Source organism: Streptomyces sp. NPDC002809, assembly GCF_040295435.1.
Taxonomy (GTDB): domain Bacteria; phylum Actinomycetota; class Actinomycetes; order Streptomycetales; family Streptomycetaceae; genus Streptomyces.
The window spans coordinates 56,051-75,045 of sequence record NZ_JBEOVJ010000023.1 but is presented as its reverse complement, the minus strand read 5'-3'; the positions used below and the strand labels follow the sequence as shown (position 1 = coordinate 75,045).

Sequence of the window (18,995 nt, the reverse complement as noted above, 5' to 3'; positions counted from 1 at the left end):
CCCGGGGGCAAGCTCAGGTCAGAGGCGAGGGAAGCGGGCCTGGAGGTCCCAGATCGTGGGGTTGTCGGCGAGCCCCTCGTGCATGTCGGCGAGGTCGGCGATCAGGTCGTGCAGGAAGTCGCGGGCCTCGCGGCGCAGCAGGGAGTGGCTGAAGGTGAGCGGTGCTTCCTCGGCGGGCATCCAGTCGGCCTCGACGTCGACCCAGCCGAAGCGGCGCTCGAAGAGCATGCGGTCGGAGGACTCGGTGAAGTCGAGTTCGGCGAACTGGCGGCGGTGCGAGCGGTTGCCGCGGGGGTCCTGGTCGACCTGTTCGACGATGTCGCACAGGGCCCAGGCGAAGTCGAGTACCGGCACCCATCCCCAGGCTGTGGATACTTCGCGGTCCTCCTTGGTGTCCGCGAGGTAGACGTCCCCGGAGAACAGATCGTGGCGCAGGGCGTGGACGTCCGCTCGGCGGTAGTCGGTCTGCGGGGGATCGGGGAAGCGTCGGGAGAGGGAGTAGCCGATGTCGAGCACGGTTCGATGGTGTCATGCCCGGCGTGCCGGTCCCGCACCAGCGGATGCGGGACCGGCGGACGGGACGCGTGGGGGCCTCAGGGCAGGAGCCGTTGCTCCTTGGCCACGGAGACGGCGCCGGCGCGGGTGTCGACGCCGAGCTTGTCGTAGATGCGGCCGAGGTGGGTCTTGACGGTGGCCTCGCTGATGAAGAGGGCGCGGGCGATGTCGCGGTTGCCGAGGCCCTGGGAGAGCTGGCCCAGGATGTCGCGTTCGCGGTCGGTGAGGGTGGGCTGCGGGGTGCGCATGCGGGCCATGACGCGGCTGGCGACGGGCGGGGACAGGGTGGTGCGGCCCTCGGCGGCGGAGCGGATCGCGGCGAAGAGCTCCTCGGGGCGTTCGGCCTTCAGCAGATAGCCGGTGGCGCCCGCCTCGATGGCACGGGTGATGTCGGCGTCGGTGTCGTACGTGGTGAGGACGAGGACGTGGGCGCCTTCGGTGCCCGCCACGATGCGGCGGGTCGCCTCGACGCCGTCGATGCCCTCGCCCAGCTGGAGGTCCATCAGGACGACGTCGGGGGTGAGCCTGGCGGCGAGGGCGACGGCTTCCTCGCCGCTGCCGGCCTCGCCGACGACCTCGATGTCGGGTTCGCTGCCGAGGAGGGCGAGGAGTCCGGCGCGTACGACCGCGTGGTCGTCGCAGAGCAGGATCCGGATGGTCGGGTGCGCGGCGGTCATGCGGGGTCCTGTGGGGTGAGGGGGCCGGCGGGGCGGGCGGGTGCGTCGGTGAGGGGCACGGTGGCGGTCACCACGGTGCCCTCGCCGGGTGCGGACTCGATGGTCAGGGTGCCGCCGAGCTGCCGGAGCCGGGCGCGCATCGCGGGCAGTCCGTGGCCGCGTACCCCGCCCGGTGGGCCCGGGCCGGCGGCGGGGGTGAAGCCGTGGCCGTTGTCGGCGATGTCGAGGACGGTCCGGTCGTCGAGGTGGGTGAGGGTCAGGGCGGCCTCGGTGGCGCCCGCGTGCTCGGTCACGTTGGCGAGGGCGCCCTGGGCGATGCGCAGCAGTGCGGACTGCGCGCGGTCGGGCAGGGCGGAGTGCGGTGTGCCCTCGACATGGCAGCGGACGGTGAGCCGGCCCTCGGCCTGCGCGGTCTCGCGGGCGGCGAGGGCGTGCAGCGCCGCCTCCAGGCCGCCGCCCTCGGCGAGGTCGGCGGGGGCCAGGTCGTGGACGAAGCGGCGGGCCTCGGCGAGGTTGCGCTCGGCGATTCCCGTGGCGGTACGGACGTGGCGGCGGGCCGTCGCCGGGTCGGCGTCCCAGGTGCGGTCGGCGGCCTGGAGCAGCATCTGCTGGCTGGACAGGCCCTGGGCCAGGGTGTCGTGGATCTCCATCGAGAGCCGTTGGCGTTCGGCGAGGGTGCCTTCGCGCCGTTCGGTGGCGGCCAGCTCGCGGCGGGTGCGCAGGAGGTCGTCGATCAGTTCGGCCTGGCGTTCGGCCTGGCGCTGCATATGGACGAAGACGGCGGTCGCGACGGCGGCGACGGCAGGCGGGGCGAGGATCAGGTTCGGGTCGAAGCCGTCGGCCAGCCGCAGCTGTGCGGCGACGACGAACAGGGTCAGCAGGGCGACGAGCGCGAGCGCGGCACGCGGCGGCAGGATGCGCAGCCCGGTGTAGAAGAGCGGGACCGCGCACCAGGCGAAGCTCGGCGCGAGGACGACGAGCACCATCCACACGGCGACCAGCGCCCCGAGCCAGACGAGGCTCCGCGGTGTCGGCCGGGAGCCGAGGACCGGGCCGAGCACGTACAGAGCGGCCAGGGCGACGGACAGGCCGATGATCCACGGGGTGCGCGTCTCGCCCGGGTGCCGCAGCAGGAACCGGGTCAGCGAGGCGCCCAGCAGCAGGAAGAACGCGGCGTGCATGAGCAGGGCCAGAGCGCGCGTGCCGGGGTCGTCGGCCTGCCCGGCGCTCCGTACGGACCGGCTTCGCTGCTCCACCCGCCAACCCCCTGCTCCCGACCGCGGCCCGCTGCTGACCTGCGCGGACATTTCATCGTCGCCCCAAAAGGTCACCCTCGCATCAACCGATCGGCCGATGGGGCCGTCAGCCGTCCCGCGCGCGGCGTCGAGCCGGTACGACGACCGTGCGGGCCCGGAACCGGCCCAAGGATGGAACACAGAACGCAGGAACCACCCACTGCCACCGCTGAGGAGCTCACCATGAAGAAGATGTCGCTGCGCACCCGTGTCCTGACCGGTGCCGTCGCCGCCGGCGCCCTCGGGGCCGGCACCTTCGGCGCCATGTCCGCGAACGCCTCCACCCCCGCTGCCGCGCCCGCCACCACCGTCAAGGCCGACACCGCGAACCGGAACCTCCAGCAGTCCACGCACCTGACCGTGGACGCCGCGTCGAAGGCCGCGCAGGCCGCGCTCGACGCCGCGGAGAAGGAGAACCAGCGCGTCGCAGTCTCCGTCGTCGACCGCAACGGCAACACCATCCTGACGCTGCGCGGCGACGGTTCCGGCCCGCAGGCGTACGAGTCCGCCGAGAAGAAGGCGTACACCGCCGTGTCGTGGAACGCCCCCACCTCCGAGCTCGCCGGGCGGCTCGCCCAGGCCCCGAACCTGAAGGACATCCCTGGCACCCTGTTCCTCGCGGGCGGCGCCCCGGTGCAGGTCAAGGGTGCCCCGGTGGCGGGCATCGGCGTGGCCGGCGCCCCCAGCGGCGACCTCGACGAGAAGTTCGCCCGGGCCGGCGTCGCCGCCCTCGCGAAGTAGCCGGACAGTCGCACCGACCCACGGGAGACGGACATGAACGCCCTCGATCAGCAGCTGCTCGACGCCGCACGCACCGGCGACACCGATTCCGTGCGGTCCGCGGTCGCGGCCGGTGCCCGGGTGGACGCCCGCGACGAGGAGCTGCGCACCCCGCTGCTCCTGGCCGTCCACGGCGGCCATGCGGAGGCCGCGCGGCTGCTCGTCGAGGCGGGCGCGGACCCCGACGCGCAGGACAGCCGCGAGGAGAGCCCCTGGCTGGCCACGGGTGTCACGGGCAGCGTCGAGATGCTTCACGTCCTGCTGCCCGCCGGGCCGGACCTGAAGCTCCGCAACCGGTTCGGCGGCATCGCGCTGATCCCGGCGAGCGAGCGGGGCCACGTCGCCTACGTACGGGAGCTGCTCCGGCTCACCGACATCGACGTCGACCACGTCAACCGGCTGGGCTGGACGGCCCTGCTGGAAGCGGTGATCCTCGGCGACGGCGGCCCGGCGCACCAGGAGATCGTCGAACTGCTGCTGGCCGCCGGGGCGACGCCGGGGCTGCCGGACGGCGACGGTGTGACGGCGCTCGCGCACGCGGAACGCCGCGGCTTCGCGGAGATCGCGGCGCTGCTGCGGGACGCCCGGACGGAGCGGAACACCCCGGCCACCCCGGACGCGCGGGAAACCCCGGCCACCCCGCACGCGCGGGAAACGGCCACCCCGCATGCGCGGGAAACCCCGGCCACCCCGGACGCGTGGGACACCCGAAAGGCCGGGGGCACCAGGTGACAGCCCGCCGCGTGGTGTCGGCGCTCGCGGCGCTGGCCGCCGCGGCGGTGCTCGCCGGCTGTGCCACGGAGGCCACGGGCACACCGGACGGGGGCGCGGCCGCGAAGAGCCCGGCGGGCACCCCGTCCGCGCAGGCCCCCGCCGGGACCACCCCCGACGGCACGCTGCTCGTCGCCGACTTCGGCGGTGACACCGTGACGTTCGTCGATCCGGAGCGCGGCGCCTTCGACCGGGTCGAGGTCGGCACCGCGCCCTACGGTCTGGTGGTCGGGGCGGACGGCCGGGCCTGGGTGGCCACCGCCGAGGGCGTCGCCGTCGTCGACGTGCCGACCCGCACCCGGCAGGCCCGCATCCCGTACGAGACGGAGACCGGCCCCGTCACCACGGGTGAGTACCGCGGCGGGGGCATGGGCATCGCCCTCGCCCCCGACGGCCGGCACGTCTACGTCGGCGTCAACGTGCCCGGCGCCGACGGGGTGCTGGAGGTGATCGACACGGATTCCCGTGAGGTCACCGACACCGTCCCGGTCGGCCGGCGCCCCTTCGACGTGGACGTCTCGCGCGACGGCGCCGAGGTGTACGCCACCGGCCACGACTCCTTCGACGTGACGTCCGTCCGTACGGACACGCTGCGCACCCGGCGCATGGAGGTGGCCCCGTACGGCACCGAGGGCGGTCTCGGGTCCTGGCTGAAGCCGCACTACGCGGTCGTCCGCCCCGGGGACGGGAAGCTGCTGCTGCCGTTCGAGGGCGAGCGGCTGGCCGTGCTCGACCCGCGCACCGGCAAGGTCAAGGTCGAGCCGATGACGGCCGGCACCCACCAGCACGGCGCCACCCTGGCCCCCGACGGCACGCTGCTCGTCGTCGGTACCGGCCCGATCGCATCGGACGACGAGGAAGCGTCGCTGACCGTGCGCGGGCCGGACGGCACCGAGCGCGTCATCGGGCTGGACGGTCCGCACGAGGACGTGGCGGTGTCGCGGGACGGCCGCACGGCGTACGTCACCGGTGGCTTCACCCGGGACGGCTACTGGAACGGCATCACCGTCGTGGACCTGTCCGGGAGGACGCCCCCGGTCCGGCTGGCGGCGGGAGAGCGGCCGCTGGGCATCGCGGTGCTCTGACGGGCTGGAGGTACGGGGGTGGACCGGTCGGCCCCCGTAACCCGACATTCCGCACATAGGATCACCGGTGTGGATCAGCGAACTCCGGCACACACACCCCGCAGGGCTGGGGCCGCCGCCCTGCTGCTCGCCCTCGCCGTCCTCGCCCCCGCCTGCACTGCCGGGAGTGGCGGGGTGGAGGGCAAGCCGGGTGCCTCCGGTGTGCGCGACCCGTACTTCCCGAAGCTCGGCAACGGCGGCTACGACGTCACGCACTACGACCTCACGCTCGACGTCGACCCGGACGAGCAGAAGCTGCGCGGGACCGTCGAGATCACCGCGCGGGCCACTCAGGACCTGAGCTCGTTCAACCTCGACCTGGCCGGTCTGACCGTGGACTCGGCGACGGTGGAGGGGCGTCCCGCCGCCGTCAACCGGGCGGGCGACGAGCTGACGCTGCGTACGGAGGCGAAGGTCGAGGACCGGCTCCACAAGGGTGAGACGTTCCGTACGGTCGTTCACTACTCCGGCTCCCCGCGGACCATCACTGATGCGGACGGCTCCGAGGAGGGCTGGCTGCCGACCGACGACGGCGCGCTCGCCCTCGGTGAGCCGACGGGCTCGATGGCGTGGTTCCCGGGCAATCACCACCCGAGCGACAAGGCCTCGTACGACCTGGAGGTCACCGTCCCCAAGGGCCTGACGGCGGTCTCCAACGGGGTGCCGGCCGGTCCCGCGACGACGGCGGGAGACCGCACCACGTTCCGCTGGCACACCGCCGAACCGATGGCGAGCTACCTCGCGACCCTGGCCGTCGGCCGGTTCACCACGAAGACGTCCACGATGCCGGGCGGCATCACGGTGTTCACCGCCGTGGACCCGGAGTCGGCGAAGGCGAGCGCGCGGACGCTGGCCCGGGTCCCCGAGGTGGTGGCGTGGGAGGCGGAGCACTTCGGCCCCTACCCGTTCTCGGCGACGGGCGCGATCGTCGAGCGTGAGAGGGACTCCGGCTACGCGCTGGAGACGCAGAACCGGCCGGTCTTCCCCGGCCCGCCGAGTGTCGGCCTGCTCGTCCACGAGATGGCGCACCAGTGGTTCGGCGACTCGGTCACGCCCGAGACCTGGCGTGACATGTGGCTCAACGAGGGTCTGGCGACGTACGCGGAGTGGCTGTGGGAGGAGGAGAAGCAGGACACCCCGGCCCAGGACTCCTTCGACGAGGCCTACGAGGACGAGGACAACTGGGCGTTCCCGCCCGCCGATCCGCCGAACGCCAAAAGCATCTCCGCGCAGCCCGTGTACGGGCGCGGAGCCATGGTGATCCACAAGATCCGCGAGGTGGTCGACGACGACGAGGAGTTCTTCGCGCTGCTCACCGGCTGGACGAAGACGCACCGGCACGGCAACGCCTCGACGAAGGACTTCACCGCCTACGTGGAGAAGGCGACCGGGGAGGATCTGTCGGAGCTGTGGCAGGACTGGCTGTACGGCAGGAGCCGGCCGGCCGCGGACGGCTGACCGGCTCCTTGGGCAACGCGGTGGTGGCTACTTCACGTTGACGCCGGTCCAGGCGGCGTCGACCGAGGCGAGCTCGGCACTGTCCGCGCCGTACAGGTCGGTCGCCGCCTTCTCGGTGGCGACGCGGGAGGCCGCGTAGTCGGTGGTCGACGTCATGTACTCGGAGAGGGCCTTGTACCAGATCTGGACGGCCTTGTCCCGGCCGATGCCGGTGACGGTGGAGCCGTCGGAGGTCGGGGAGTCGTAGTCGACGCCGTTGATGGTCTTCGCGCCGCTGCCCTCGGCCAGCAGGTAGAAGAAGTGGTTGGCGACACCGGAGGAGTAGTGCACGTCCTGGTCACCGACGCTGCTGTCCCAGTAGTCGGCCGAGCCGCCGTCCTTGCTGGGCTCGTCCATGTAACGCAGCGGGGTGCCGTCGCCGTTGATGTCGATCTTCTCGCCGATGAGGTAGTCGCCGACGTCGGTGGCGTTGTCGGCGAAGAACTCCACGGACGTGCCGAAGATGTCGCTGGTCGCCTCGTTGAGGCCGCCGGACTCCCCGGCGTAGTCGAGGTTGGCCGTGGCGGCGGTCAGGCCGTGGCTCATCTCGTGGCCGGCGACGTCGAGGCCGGTGAGGGCGGACTTGTTGTCGGCCCCGTCGCCGTAGGTCATGCAGAAGCAGCTGTCGTCCCAGAACGCGTTGACGTACGCGTCGCCGTAGTGGACCCGGGAGTAGGCGGCCTTGCCGTCACCGGCGATGCCGTCGCGGCCGAGGGCCGACTTGTAGAAGTCCCAGGTCATCGCGGCGCCGTAGTGGGCGTCGACCGCGGCGGTCTGGCGGTCGTTGCCGGTGCCGTCGCCCCAGGTGTCGTCGTCGTCGGTGACGAGGTCGCCGGTGCCGCTCTCGCCCTGGTTGAGGTCGTACGTCTTGTGGCCGCCGCGGTCGCCGTCGGTCAGCTCGAAGCCGGAACCGGAGGCGGTGGTGGAGATGTCGACCGTGCCGCTGTACTGGCTGTTGCCGACGCCGGCCGTCTCGACGGCCTCGTAGCTGTGGAGCTGCTTGCCGGTGGTGGCGTCCGTGATGATGTGCAGCCGGCTCGGGGTGCCGTCCTTCTGCACGCCGGTCTTCACGGTCTCGAAGGCGAGGACGGGCGTGGTGCCGCGCGCCCAGATCACCTTGCGGGCGCTCGCCAACGTCTTGATCTCCGCCGTCGTGGACGGCACGGATATGCGGGCCTTCGTCGCCTTGGTGACGCCCTTGAGCTTGCCGCTGCTCGCGGTGTGGGTGACGAGGTCGCCGCCGAGGACGGGCAGACCGGCGTAGGTGCGCTCGTAGCGGGTGTGGACCGTGCCGTTGGCGTCCTTGATCACATCACGGACGATCAGTTTCTCCTGGGCGCCGAGCCCCAGTGAGCCGGCGGCCGAAGTGGCTTCGGTCTGTGCCGACTTGATGGCGCTCGTGCGCGCGGAGGCGCTGTTGAAGGCGGGCGAGGTGGTGCGGGGAGAAGCGGAGGCGCCGCCGGAGGTGCTCGTGTCGGCGTTCGCCGCACCGGTCTGCACTCCGACGACGACCATCGCGGCCACGGCGGCCAGGGCTGCGGCGCGACGGGTGTTCATGTGGGGGGTCATGCGTTCTCCGTTGCTCGTTCCGTGGGGGGTTACGAGCGGAGAGCGTGCCACCGAATGACCGGCTTTGACGGTGTACCAACAATTACCTCACAATTCTTTGACCAGTTCTTGTCCGACTGGGATGCGTTCGTGTTCGTTATCCGGCGGACTTCCATCAGTTGGACAACGCCGCGTGGCGGTCCCGCTGTTGGGTGCGTTCAGTGGTATGCGGACATGCGGGAGCCCCCGGCCGCAGGACGTTCGGCCGGGGGCTCGCGTGAAGGCAGGTGGAGCGGAGCGTCAGAGGTTGACGCCGAAGTCCTGCGCGATGCCGCGCAGACCCGAGGCGTAACCCTGGCCCACCGCGCGGAACTTCCACTCGGCGCCGTTGCGGTACAGCTCGCCGAAGACCATGGCGGTCTCGGTGGCGGCGTCCTCGCTCAGGTCGTAGCGCGCGATCTCGGCGCCGCCGGCCTGGTTGAGGATGCGGATGTAGGCGTTCCGCACCTGGCCGAAGTTCTGGCTGCGGGTCTCGGCGTCGTAGATCGACACCGGGAAGACGATCTTGTCGATGTCGGCCGGCAGGCCCGCCAGGTTGACGTTGATCTGCTCGTCGTCGCCCTCGCCCTCACCCGTGACGTTGTCACCGGTGTGCACGATGGTCTGGTCCGGCGTCGCCTTGTTGTTGAAGAAGACGAAGTGCGCGTCGGAGAAGACCTTCCCCGCGGTGTTGACCGCGATCGCGGAGGCGTCGAGGTCGAAGTCGGTACCGGTGGTGGTACGGACGTCCCAGCCGAGGCCGACCGTGACGGCGGTGAGGCCGGGGGCCTCCTTGGTGAGGGAGACGTTGCCGCCCTTGGACAGGCTTACTGCCATGGGAAGTCCCTTTCATCTGTCGTGTGCGGGCTTCGTGCCATCACGAAGCTACCGTCACAGTCCATAACGCAGGCGGGGCACCGTGAGGTTCCTTCCGCCTTTACTTTCTTTACCGAACTGATGACGCGGTGCGGCAGACGGATGAAGGCGTGCGCCAAAAGAAGGTGACGAACCCCCCGCGGGACGGGGAACATGGGTGTCATGTCCGGGCCCTATGTCATCCGCGGTGCGGTCTCCCTGCCGGAGGCCGAGCTCATGTGGCGTTTCTCGCGGTCCTCCGGGCCCGGCGGGCAACACGTCAACACCAGCGACTCCCAGGTGGAGCTGCGCTTCGACCTCGCTGCGACCGAGTCGCTGCCCGAGGTCTGGAAGGAGCGCGCGCTGGAGCGGCTGGCGAGCAGGCTGGTCAACGGCGTCGTGTCGGTCCGCTCCTCGGAGCACCGCTCGCAGTGGCGCAACCGCGAGACGGCCGCCGTGCGGCTCACGGCCCTGCTGGCCGAGGCCACGGCGCCGCCGCCCAAGCCACGTGTGAAGCGCAAGATCCCGCGCGGGATCAACGAACGCCGGCTGCGTGAGAAGAAGCAGCGCGGCGACACCAAGCGGGGCCGCTCCGGCCGCGACTGGTAGACCGCCGCGGCCCCCGGCGGGGCCGCGGCCGTGGCGGCCGGGGGCTCCCGGCCGGGCTTCCGCGCCCCGTCAGCCCAGCTGCCGGTAACGCCCGCGGAAGTACGTCAGCGGGCTGCCGTCACCGCTCGGCAGCTGCGCCCCGAGCACCCGGCCGATCACCAGCGTGTGGTCGCCGGCCGTGATCCGCTGCTCCGTGCGGCACTCCAGCGTCGCGAGCGCGCCCCCGATCAGGGGTGCGCCGGTGACCTCCCCCCGTACGTAGGGGATGTCCTCGAAGAGCAGCCGGTCGCTGATCCGGCCCTTCATGGCGAACCGTCCGGCGATGTGCCGCTGGCTCTCCGCCAGCACGGAGACGGCCCACAGCGGCTGTTCCGCCAGCAGGTCGTCCATCCGGGAGTCGTTGCGCAGGCTCACCATGACCAGCGGCGGGTCGAGTGACACCGACATGAAGGCGGTCGCGGTCATCCCCACGTCCTCGCCGCGGCCGTGCTCGTCGAGCGGGGGCTCCTGTGCGGTGATCAGGACCACTCCGGCTGCCAGCCGGGTGAGGGCGCCGCGGAACTCGTCGTTGCTCACCCCCTCAGCATGGGGGACGGCTTCGGTACGCGGGGTGGGAGGCTTCGTCTGCAACACACCGGGAACGCTAGCCGCGTACGGTGGGCCCCCGCATCGGGCCAGGGGACCAGCCAGGTCCTAGGACCTGCCCGTCCGCCGCCTGTCCGGGGCCCGCGGTGCCGGGGATTTGCGTTTTGCGTTCAAGAAAAGGACGGACCACTGAGAGGTGGCATTTGAGACCCTTCACCATCTGTTGTGACTTGAGTCACAGAGCGCAATATTTGTTGACCCTGTGTACCGGGTGCACAGCTCACTGTGATTCAGTGGCCGTGACACTGCAGTAAGTACGTCTAGTGCGTCGATATGAAATCTGGAGTGCTGTCGAGGTCTCGGGGAGTGCGAGCGATGGAGGCCGAGTCGGAGCCGTACGTCCGTCTTGCGACGATGCGGCAACTGCATCAGGCCGTGGCCGATCTCAACACGGCGCGGAGCCTGGCCGACACACTGCAGACCGTCGCCGACGGAATCGTCGCCGGTCTCGGGTACGAGCTTGCCTGCGTCAACCTCGTCCGTCCCGACGGTGATCTCGTCGTCGCCGCCTTCGCGGGCAACAGCGCCGCCGAGGCCCTGATCACCGGCCGCGTCGGCTCCCGTGCCTCCTGGGAGCGCCGGCTGGCCATGGGCGAGACATGGGATGAACTCCGCTTCATACCCCATACCGACGGCTGGATCCTCCTCGATGACGACGTCCCCCAGTGGCACACCGAGGGCCCGGAACCCCGCTTCGAGGACGAGTGGCACCCGCAGGACCGGCTCTACGCCCCTATGTACGCCTCGGGCGGAGGACTGGACCTCCTCGGTGTGATATCCGTCGACCGCCCCCGCAACGGCCGCCGGCCCGGCGCCTGGGGCCGTGAGGCGCTCCAGATGTACGCCTCCCAGTCGGCCATTGCGATCAGCAACGCCAGGCTCCGAGCAAACATGCAGCGCGCCCTGGTCCGCCTGGAGCGCGAACAGCAGGCGCTGCGGGCCAGCGAGGAGTCCTTCCGCCAGGCCTTCGAGTACGCCCCCAGCGGCATGGCCATCGCGGAGATGGGCGGCGACCAGCACGGCAGGCTGCTGCGCACCAACGACGCCCTGTGCCGTCTGCTGGGCCGTCCCGCCTCGGTGCTGCGCCGCTACTCCTTCGCGGACCTGGTCCACCCGGAGGACATCGGCACCCTGCTGCGTACCTCCGCCGAGGGCGGCCGTGCGGAACTGCGGCTGGGCCGCCGGGACGGCACGTATCTGTGGGTCTCGCTGCGCAACTCCGTCGTCGCGGACACCGCGGACGGCCCGCGCTTCCTCCTCACGCACGTGGAGGACATAGAGGAGCGCAAGCGGCACGAGCTGAACCTCGCGCACCGCGCCTCCCACGACGCCCTGACCGGGCTGCCCAACAGCGCGGAGCTGCGGGCCCGGCTCAGCGCCCGGCTGTGCGAGCGCCCGCACTCGGTGGCGTCCACCGACGTGCAGGCGCTGGACGCGGCGTACGGGGACGTCGACGAGGCGCGGGCGCACGGCTTCCCCGCCGAGGGGTTCGACGCCGGGCGGGCCGTCGGTCCGTACGACCACCATGTGCATTCCGTCGCACCGGACACGGTGGACGACGACGGCTCGAAGGGCCTCGCGGTCCTCTTCTGCGACCTGGACGGCTTCAAGTCGATCAACGACCGCTTCGGCCACCACACGGGTGACGCGGTTCTCATCGAGGTCGCCCGGCGGCTCACCACGTGTGTCCGCGACGGGGACACCGTCGCCCGGCTCGGGGGTGACGAATTCGTCGTTCTCGCAGACGGGCTGGGGGCCGCAGACGCCGCGGACCTGGCCGTACGCCTGCGTAACGCCATCATTCCGCCCATTCGCGTCGACGGCCGGGCGGTGCGGGTCGGGGCGAGTTTCGGCATCGGCTGGGCCGCGTGCGGCATGACGGCCGAAGAGGTGCTGCGCTCCGCCGACCAGCGGATGTACGTCGAGAAGAGGTCGCGTTCGAAGGTTCACCGTCGAGCCGGCTGACGTTCGCCGGCCTGTGGTCCCGGGGGTACGCCACCTACCCCACCCCGGTTCCTGACGCACCTCCGGCAATTCTTGGCGTGGTCCGTTCGGGGTAGGCTCGGCCGGTCGGCGACGACTGGCGAGATTCGGCGACGGCTGGCGACATGGTGAGGAGTGACCCAGGGATGGCCGGGAACAACGGCGCGAGCACACCCGAGGACGACGATCCGTTCGGCTACCTCTACGAGGACGGGCAGGCAGCCGGCGCGCAGCCGCCGGGGCAGGGCGGCTACGGCTACCCGGGTCCCGCCGCGCAGCCGGGCGTGCCCCGGACCTCGTACAACCAGGTGCGGACCGTCGGTGAGCGCCAGTACGGGCAGGTGCCGCCGCAGCAGGCGTACGGGCAGCCCCAGGCGCCCTACGGCCAGCAGAACGGGCAGTACGGCCAGCCGAACGCGCAGTACGCGGCCCCGGAGACGTACCCCGGTGGCGCCGCCACCGCGCAGGTGCCGCACCAGGGTGGCCGCGGCAGTGGCGGCGGCCCCGGAAGGGGCGGTCCGAACACCAAGGGCCTGCTGATCGGGGCGCTTGCGGTGGTCGCGGTCGTGCTCATCGGTATCGGCGTCGCCCTGATGACGGACGACAGCGACAAGAACAAGAAGAAGGAGGAGGCCACCTCCTCCTCCGGCCCGGCCGGTGAGGTCGAGCAGTCGCCCACGCCGGAGCAGTCCAAGAGCTCCGAGGCCCCTGTCGAGCTCCCGAAGCAGGACGCGGCGTCGCTGAAGCTCGGCGGCGACGCGGGGCTCGACAACAGCGTCAAGGGCGCCAAGAGCGGCAACGGGCAGTACATCAACCTCAACGCGGTCGGCAGGTCCGCGACCTGGTCCGTCGAGGTGCCGGAGGCCGGCGAGTACACGCTGTTCGTGACGTACGGCGTGCCGGGCAAGGACGCCAAGACGTCTCTCACGGTCAACGCCGAGGCCCCGCGGTCCATCAACATGACGAACTTCGCCAAAGCCCCCGAGGGCGATCTGGAGAAGGGGTGGACGACGACGTACGCCTACGTCAACCTCACCAAGGGCCCGAACACCCTGATGATCTCCTGCAACGAGGGCGACCAGTGTGATGCCAACCTGGACCAGCTGTCGCTGAAGGCCGGTCACCAGACGCGCTGATCCGTCCCGCCCGTACGCGCTCCGGCCCCCTCGCCCCGCGGCGAGGGGGCCGGTTCGTCTCTCAGCCCATCAGGGCCAGGAATCTCAGCCCATCAGGGCCAGGAAGCCGGCCACTGTCGCGGCCATCGCGGCGCGGCCCGGGGCGATGTACTTGCGCGGGTCCACACCCGTGGTGTGCTCGGCCAGGTGGGCGCGTACGGCTCCGGTGAACGCGGTGTTCAGCGCCGTACCCACGTTGATCTTGACCATGCCGGAGGCGGCGACGGCCTGGCGGATCTCGTCGTCGGGGACGCCGCTGGAGCCGTGCAGCACCAGCGGGACGGGGACGGCGTCGCGGAGCCGGCCGATCAGCTCGTGGTCCAGGGCGGCGGTGCGCTCGGTCATGGCGTGCGAGGAGCCGACGGCCACGGCCAGGGCGTCGACGCCGGTGGCGCGGACGTACGCGGCGGCCTCGGCCGGGTCGGTGCGCACCCCGGGGGCGTGGGCGTCGAGCGGTGCCTCGCCCTCCTTGCCGCCGACCTTGCCGAGCTCGGCCTCGATCCAGATGCCGCGCGCGTGGCCCCAGGCGACCGCTTCGGCGGTGGCCCGGACGTTCTCCTCGTAACCCAGCTTGGAGGCGTCGAACATCACCGAGCCGAAGCCCTCGTCGTGCGCCTGGTGCAGCAGCTCCACGGACTCGACGTGGTCGAGGTGGAGGGCGAGCGGGACGCCGGAGGTACGGGCGACGGCCGCGGCCGCGGCCGCGATCGGGGCGAGCCGGCCGCCGTGGAACTTCACGGCGTTCTCGGAGATCTGGAGGATGGCGGGGGCGCCGGCCTGCTCCGCACCGGCGGCGATCGCCTCGGCGTGCTCCAGGGTGATGACGTTGAAGGCGGCGATTCCGCGTCCCTGTGCCTGGGCGGCCGAGACGAGTTCACCGGTGCTGACGAGCGGCATGCTGACCTCTGTTGTTTCCTCGGGCCCCGCGGGAGGGCCCGGTGGGGAGGCGGCGTTCAGGCCGCCGGTGCGTGTTCCTCGATGCCGACGCGCGGCAGCAGCTCCTCGTACGCCGCGCTGTCGAAGTCACCGGCCGTGGGGGAGAGCACGGTCGCCGTCGACAGTGCCACCGCCCGGCGCAGCCGGTCCGGCCAGTCCAGGCCCTCCACGAGCCCGGACAGCAGTCCGGCCACCGCGGAGTCGCCGGCCCCGGTCGGGTTGCCCTTCACGGGGGCGGGCGGGGACGCCTGCCAGCTGCCGTCGGAGGTGACGGCGAGCATGCCCTCGGGTCCCAGGGAGGCGATCACCGCGTGGGCTCCGCGACGGCGGGCGTCGCTGGTGGCTCGGGCGGGTTCGCGGGAGCCGGTGAGCTGGGCGAGCTCGTCGGCGTTCGGCTTGATCAGGTCGGGGCGGGCGGCGATGCCGCGGCGCAGCGGTTCGCCGCTGGTGTCCAGGAGGACGGGGACGCCGGCGGTGCGGGCGAGGCGGACCAGCTCGGCGTAGGCGCCGACGTGGATGCCGGGCGGCAGGCTGCCGCACAGGGCGACGGCGTCGGCCGCGCCGAGCAGTTCGCCGTACGAGGCGAGGAACGCGGTCCACTCGTCGGCGGTGACGTGGGGGCCGGGTTCGTTGAACTGGGTGGTGTCCCCGGTGGCGCGGTCGACGACGGCCAGGGTGCGGCGGGTGTCACCGGCCGTGGGTACCAGTGCGTCGGTGACGGTCGCGGGGCCGGAGGGGAGGGCGGCGAGCAGCTCGCGCAGCACGGCTCCGGTGGCGCCTCCGGCGAAGCCGGTGACGACGCTCTCGTGGCCGAGGGCGGCGAGCACGCGGGCGACGTTGATGCCCTTGCCGCCGGGGCGCTCGGAGAGGTCGGTGACGCGGTGGCTGGAGTGCGGTACGAGTGCCGGTACGCCGTACGTCAGGTCGAGTGCCGTGTTCAGCGTGACCGTGAGGATCACTTCGGCCGCTCCCTCGATCTGTGTGGAGCGCGGATCCCTTGCCGGAACGCGCTTTCCCTGCTGGTTTCCCGGGCGATCATGCCAAAGAGACGGCGGGCGGCCCAGACGTCGGGACCAACCGCCGTCTCTTCGTTACCCGGCGGGGCCGGGTGGAGGAATGTCAGCCGGCCTGCGGCTGAACGATCCACTCGCCCCTGCGCATGACGCCCTTCAGCCGGAAGTCCTCGTCCAGGACGACGAGGTCGGCGTCCTTTCCGGGCTCCAGTGAGCCGACCCGGTCGTAGACCCCGAGGAGCCGGGCCGGGTTGGCGGAGATGGACTGCACCACGTCCCCGACCGGGATCCGGTCGATGGTGACGGCCCGGTGGAACGCGGTGTCCAGGGTGAGGGTGGAGCCCGCGATGGAGCCGCCCTCGACGAGCCGGGCGACGCCGTCCTTGACCTCGACGGCGAGCGGGCCGAGCTGGTACTGGCCGTCGCCGAAACCGGCCGCGTCCATCGCGTCGGTGATCAGCGCGACGCGGTGGGCGCCGGCGTGGTGGTAGGCGAGCTCCAGGGCGGCCGGGTGCAGATGCGTACCGTCGTTGATGAGCTCGACGGTGATCCGCTCGTCCTCCAGGAGGGCGGCGATGGGGCCGGGCGCGCGGTGGCCGAGGCCGGGCATCGCGTTGTAGAGGTGCGTGGCGACGGTGGCACCGGCGTCGATCGCCTCGACGGTCTGCTCGTACGTCGCGTCGGTGTGGCCGATCGCGGCGATGACGCCGTGCTCGGCGAGCAGCCGTACGGAGTCGATGCCGCCGGGCAGTTCGGTGGCGAGCGTGAACATCTTCGCGGTGCCGCGTGCCGCGTCCATCAGCTTGCGGACCTCGGCCGGGTCCGGGTGGCGCAGCAGCCCCTCGCTGTGGGCGCCCTTGCGGCACGGGGAGATGAAGGGGCCCTCGAAGTGGATTCCGGCCAGGTCGCCCTGTTCGACGAGCTCGGAGAGGATGCCGGCCCGTTCGGCGAGGAAGTCCATCTCGCCGGTGACGGTGGAGGCGACCAGGGTGGTGGTGCCGTGCTCGCGGTGGGTGCGGACGCCGGTGAGGACCTCGTCCACGGTGCCGGAGGTGAAGGAGGCGCCGCCGCCGCCGTGGTTGTGCATGTCCACGAAGCCGGGAACGATCCAGTGGCCGGACAGGTCGACGGTCGGGGCGCCCTCCGCCGAACTGCCGGCGATGCGGGTGCCCTCGACGATCACCCGGCCGTTCTCGACGGTGCCGGTGGGGAGTACCACCCGGGCACCTGCGAGAACGGTGATGTCTGCGCGTCCGGCCATCAGGCGGATACCTCCGTGGAGAGAAGATCCCAGGCGAGCAGCCCTGCGCCCAGGCATCCGGCGGTGTCCCCGAGGGCCGCCGGAACGATGTGGGGCAGCTTCTGGAACGTGACGCGTTCCTCGACGGCCGCACGGAGTGGTGTGAACAAGGTTTCCCCGGCCTCGGCGAGACCGCCACCGATGATGAGCGTGCGGGGGTCGAGCAGGGTGAGCGCGGTGACGAGCCCTGCGGCGAGGGCGTCGACGGCGTCGCGCCATACCTCGACGGCCCGGGGGTCGCCGGATTCGACGGCCTTGGCGCAGTCGGCGGCATCGGCCTTCGGGTCACCGGACGCGGCGGCCCAGGCACGGCTGACGGCGGCCGCGGAGGCCAGTGTCTCCAGGCAGCCGCGCTGGCCGCAGGGGCAGTCCGGGCCGTCCGGCCGGATCACGATGTGGCCGATCTCGCCCGCGTAGCCGTGGGCGCCCGCCTCGATGGCACCCGCGATGCCGATGGCCCCCGCGATCCCGGTGCCCAGCGGGATGAACATGAAGCGGTCCGCGCCCTGTCCCGCGCCGATCCGGCCCTCGGCGAGGCCGCCGGTCCTGACGTCGTGGCCGAGGGCCACGGGTACGCCGCCGAGCCGTTCGGCGAGCAGTCGGCGCATGGGTACGTCGCGCCAGCCCAGGTTCGCCGCGTAGACGGCGATCCCGTTCTCGGCGTCGACGATGCCGGGCACGGCGACGCCGGCCGCGACGGCGCTCTCGCCGAAGTGCTTCTCGCCGTGCGCGCGCAGATCCGCCGCGAAGACGAGGATCGACTCCACGACGGCGTCGGGGCCGCGCTCTCTGCCGGTCGCGCGCCGTGCCTCGTACAGCAGGGTGCCGTCGGCCCCGACCAGTGCGGCCTTCATTCCGGTGCCGCCCACATCGAGGGCGATGACGTGTTTCACGGGAAACAGTTTCGCCCGGCGAACCCAAAAGGTCTAGTCCACTATCCCTGTTTGTTGCGCATCCATACAAAATCGGGGTCACAACCCGGCGGCAACCCGCCGACATGGGGCGCGACGCTCCGGCGGCCCGTCGCGCCCGGCACCGGCTACGCCGGCAGGATCACGCTGCGCGACAGGTTGCGCGGGTGGTCCGGGTCGTAGCCCTTCGACTCCGCGAGGACCACGGCGAGCCGCTGCGCCCGGATCAGGTCGGCCATCGGGTCGGCGGACCGGTGGGCGACGAGGGTCCCGCCGACCGCCGCGACCTCGCCGGCGAGCCCTTCGGGCAGCGCGCCGAAGACCCACGCCACCCGGTTCGGGCCGGTGATCGCGATGGGGCCGTGCCGGTACTCCATCGCGGGGTACGACTCGGTCCAGGCGCCCGCCGCCTCGCGCATCTTCAGCCCGGCCTCCTGTGCGAGACCGTAGGTCCAGCCGCGCCCCAGGAACGTCCACTGCTCGGCCGTGACCACCGCCTCGTCCAGCGGCTCGGTCACCGCCAGTTCTGCGTCGACGGCGGCCTCGGCGACCGTCTTCACGCCGGCCGGGAGCGGGCCCGCCGCCTCCAGGCCGGCTCGCAGGAAGGCGAGCGCGGTGGTGGCGAAGCGGGTCTGGACGACGGATTCCTCGTCCGCCCAGTCCAGTACGGCCACCGTGTCGGCGGCCTCCATGACCGGCGTCTTCGGGTCGGCGGTCAGCGCGACCGTGGCCACCTTGCCGCGCAGCTCGCCCAGCAGGGCCAGCACCTCGCTCGTCGTGCCGGAGCGGGTGATCGCCACGACGCGGTCGTACGCCCGCCCGGCCGGGAACTCCGAGGAGGCGTACGCGTCCGTCTCGCCCTGCCCCGCGGCCTCCCGCAGTGCCGCGTAGGCGATGGCCATGAACCAGGAGGTGCCGCACCCGGTCACGGCGACCCGCTCGCCCGGACGCGGCAGCCCGTCGAAGGCCGCACCCGCCTCTGCGGCGCGACGCCAGCAGCTGGGCTGGGTGGCGATTTCTGATGAGGTACGGGACATGCTGGACGGCTCCTTGCGGCTGGGCGGTGGCCGGTGCGGCTCGGTGGCACCGTATGCGTGCGGAGGCGTCCGGCGGGACGGACGCGGTGAACGTGATGGTCTGGACCGATATGGGCGGGCCGGGGTGTGCCCGGCCGAGACCTCCTTAGCAGTCGCTCCACGTCCCGTGCAATGCTGCTTTGCTGCGACAGCGGTACGCCGGTGGTGTAGACCTCCTGCCCGGGGTGGTGCAAAATCGCAGCTCA

General features: G+C 72.0%; 17 protein-coding genes and 1 pseudogene. 7 read left to right on the top strand and 11 right to left on the bottom strand.

Annotation, left to right across the window (positions count from 1 at the left end):
• Positions 1-18: 18 nt before the first annotated feature.
• From ABT025_RS16550 to ABT025_RS16540, 3 genes are all read right to left on the bottom strand, one after another.
• On the bottom strand, positions 19-516 hold the full coding sequence (locus tag ABT025_RS16550; protein WP_350994493.1) for a hypothetical protein: 498 nt from the start codon (positions 514-516) through the stop codon (positions 19-21).
• Positions 517-593: 77 nt separating this feature from the next.
• Positions 594-1,232 carry a response regulator gene (locus ABT025_RS16545; RefSeq protein WP_350994491.1) on the bottom strand — a complete coding sequence of 213 codons (639 nt, stop codon included), beginning with the start codon at positions 1,230-1,232 and terminating at the stop codon, positions 594-596.
• Positions 1,229-2,539 carry a sensor histidine kinase gene (locus ABT025_RS16540; RefSeq protein WP_350994489.1) on the bottom strand — a complete coding sequence of 437 codons (1,311 nt, stop codon included), beginning with the start codon at positions 2,537-2,539 and terminating at the stop codon, positions 1,229-1,231. Before ABT025_RS16540 ends, ABT025_RS16545 begins: the two co-directional genes overlap by 4 nt.
• Positions 2,540-2,710: 171 nt before the next feature.
• Between ABT025_RS16540 and ABT025_RS16535 the strand changes: the two genes are divergently transcribed.
• The 4 genes and pseudogenes from ABT025_RS16535 to ABT025_RS16520 all read left to right on the top strand — a co-directional run bounded on the left by ABT025_RS16535 (position 2,711) and on the right by ABT025_RS16520 (position 6,660).
• Positions 2,711-3,268 (top strand): GlcG/HbpS family heme-binding protein, encoded by a 558-nt coding sequence (locus ABT025_RS16535; RefSeq protein ID WP_350994487.1) that lies wholly within the window; start codon positions 2,711-2,713, stop codon positions 3,266-3,268.
• A 33-nt stretch (positions 3,269-3,301) separates the two neighbouring features.
• Positions 3,302-3,892 (top strand): annotated as a pseudogene (locus ABT025_RS16530) (ankyrin repeat domain-containing protein); the annotation flags it as partial.
• Positions 3,893-4,035: 143 nt separating this feature from the next.
• Positions 4,036-5,163: a YncE family protein gene (locus tag ABT025_RS16525; RefSeq protein ID WP_350994485.1), complete on the top strand. Its 1,128-nt coding sequence runs from the start codon at positions 4,036-4,038 to the stop codon at positions 5,161-5,163.
• A gap of 69 nt (positions 5,164-5,232) precedes the next feature.
• The gene (locus tag ABT025_RS16520; RefSeq protein ID WP_350994483.1) at positions 5,233-6,660 is read left to right on the top strand and encodes a M1 family metallopeptidase; all 1,428 of its coding nucleotides are present in this window, start codon (positions 5,233-5,235) and stop codon (positions 6,658-6,660) included.
• A gap of 27 nt (positions 6,661-6,687) precedes the next feature.
• Here the strand turns inward: ABT025_RS16520 and ABT025_RS16515 are convergent, their stop codons facing one another.
• A complete protein-coding gene (locus tag ABT025_RS16515) occupies positions 6,688-8,268 on the bottom strand; it encodes a M4 family metallopeptidase (RefSeq protein WP_350994481.1) in 1,581 nt (526 codons plus the stop codon).
• Between the two features lie 279 nt (positions 8,269-8,547).
• Positions 8,548-9,123, bottom strand: a complete 576-nt coding sequence (locus ABT025_RS16510) for a TerD family protein (protein WP_350994479.1) — start codon at positions 9,121-9,123, stop codon at positions 8,548-8,550.
• Between the two features lie 201 nt (positions 9,124-9,324).
• On the opposite strand from ABT025_RS16510, the gene arfB reads away from it, so the two are divergent.
• Positions 9,325-9,750, top strand: coding sequence for an alternative ribosome rescue aminoacyl-tRNA hydrolase ArfB (gene arfB, locus ABT025_RS16505; protein WP_326737765.1), 426 nt, complete (start codon positions 9,325-9,327; stop codon positions 9,748-9,750).
• Positions 9,751-9,819: 69 nt separating this feature from the next.
• Here the strand turns inward: arfB and ABT025_RS16500 are convergent, their stop codons facing one another.
• Positions 9,820-10,326 (bottom strand): flavin reductase family protein, encoded by a 507-nt coding sequence (locus tag ABT025_RS16500; RefSeq protein ID WP_350994476.1) that lies wholly within the window; start codon positions 10,324-10,326, stop codon positions 9,820-9,822.
• A gap of 384 nt (positions 10,327-10,710) precedes the next feature.
• On the opposite strand from ABT025_RS16500, the gene cdgB reads away from it, so the two are divergent.
• The gene (gene cdgB, locus ABT025_RS16495) at positions 10,711-12,360 is read left to right on the top strand and encodes a diguanylate cyclase CdgB (RefSeq protein WP_350994474.1); all 1,650 of its coding nucleotides are present in this window, start codon (positions 10,711-10,713) and stop codon (positions 12,358-12,360) included.
• A 164-nt stretch (positions 12,361-12,524) separates the two neighbouring features.
• Positions 12,525-13,514, top strand: coding sequence for a carbohydrate-binding protein (locus ABT025_RS16490; RefSeq protein WP_350994472.1), 990 nt, complete (start codon positions 12,525-12,527; stop codon positions 13,512-13,514).
• Positions 13,515-13,598: 84 nt separating this feature from the next.
• On the opposite strand, the gene ABT025_RS16485 is transcribed toward ABT025_RS16490, so the two are convergent.
• The 5 genes from ABT025_RS16485 to ABT025_RS16465 all read right to left on the bottom strand — a co-directional run bounded on the left by ABT025_RS16485 (position 13,599) and on the right by ABT025_RS16465 (position 18,750).
• On the bottom strand, positions 13,599-14,450 hold the full coding sequence (locus ABT025_RS16485; protein ID WP_350994470.1) for a class II fructose-bisphosphate aldolase: 852 nt from the start codon (positions 14,448-14,450) through the stop codon (positions 13,599-13,601).
• Positions 14,451-14,506: 56 nt separating this feature from the next.
• On the bottom strand, positions 14,507-15,448 hold the full coding sequence (locus ABT025_RS16480; RefSeq protein ID WP_350994468.1) for a 1-phosphofructokinase family hexose kinase: 942 nt from the start codon (positions 15,446-15,448) through the stop codon (positions 14,507-14,509).
• A 160-nt stretch (positions 15,449-15,608) separates the two neighbouring features.
• Positions 15,609-16,763 carry an N-acetylglucosamine-6-phosphate deacetylase gene (gene nagA, locus ABT025_RS16475; protein ID WP_350994464.1) on the bottom strand — a complete coding sequence of 385 codons (1,155 nt, stop codon included), beginning with the start codon at positions 16,761-16,763 and terminating at the stop codon, positions 15,609-15,611.
• Positions 16,763-17,695, bottom strand: a complete 933-nt coding sequence (locus ABT025_RS16470) for an ROK family protein (RefSeq protein ID WP_350994462.1) — start codon at positions 17,693-17,695, stop codon at positions 16,763-16,765. Before ABT025_RS16470 ends, nagA begins: the two co-directional genes overlap by 1 nt.
• 146 nt (positions 17,696-17,841) lie before the next feature.
• Positions 17,842-18,750, bottom strand: coding sequence for an SIS domain-containing protein (locus ABT025_RS16465; RefSeq protein WP_350994460.1), 909 nt, complete (start codon positions 18,748-18,750; stop codon positions 17,842-17,844).
• Between the last annotated feature and the right edge of the window lie 245 nt (positions 18,751-18,995).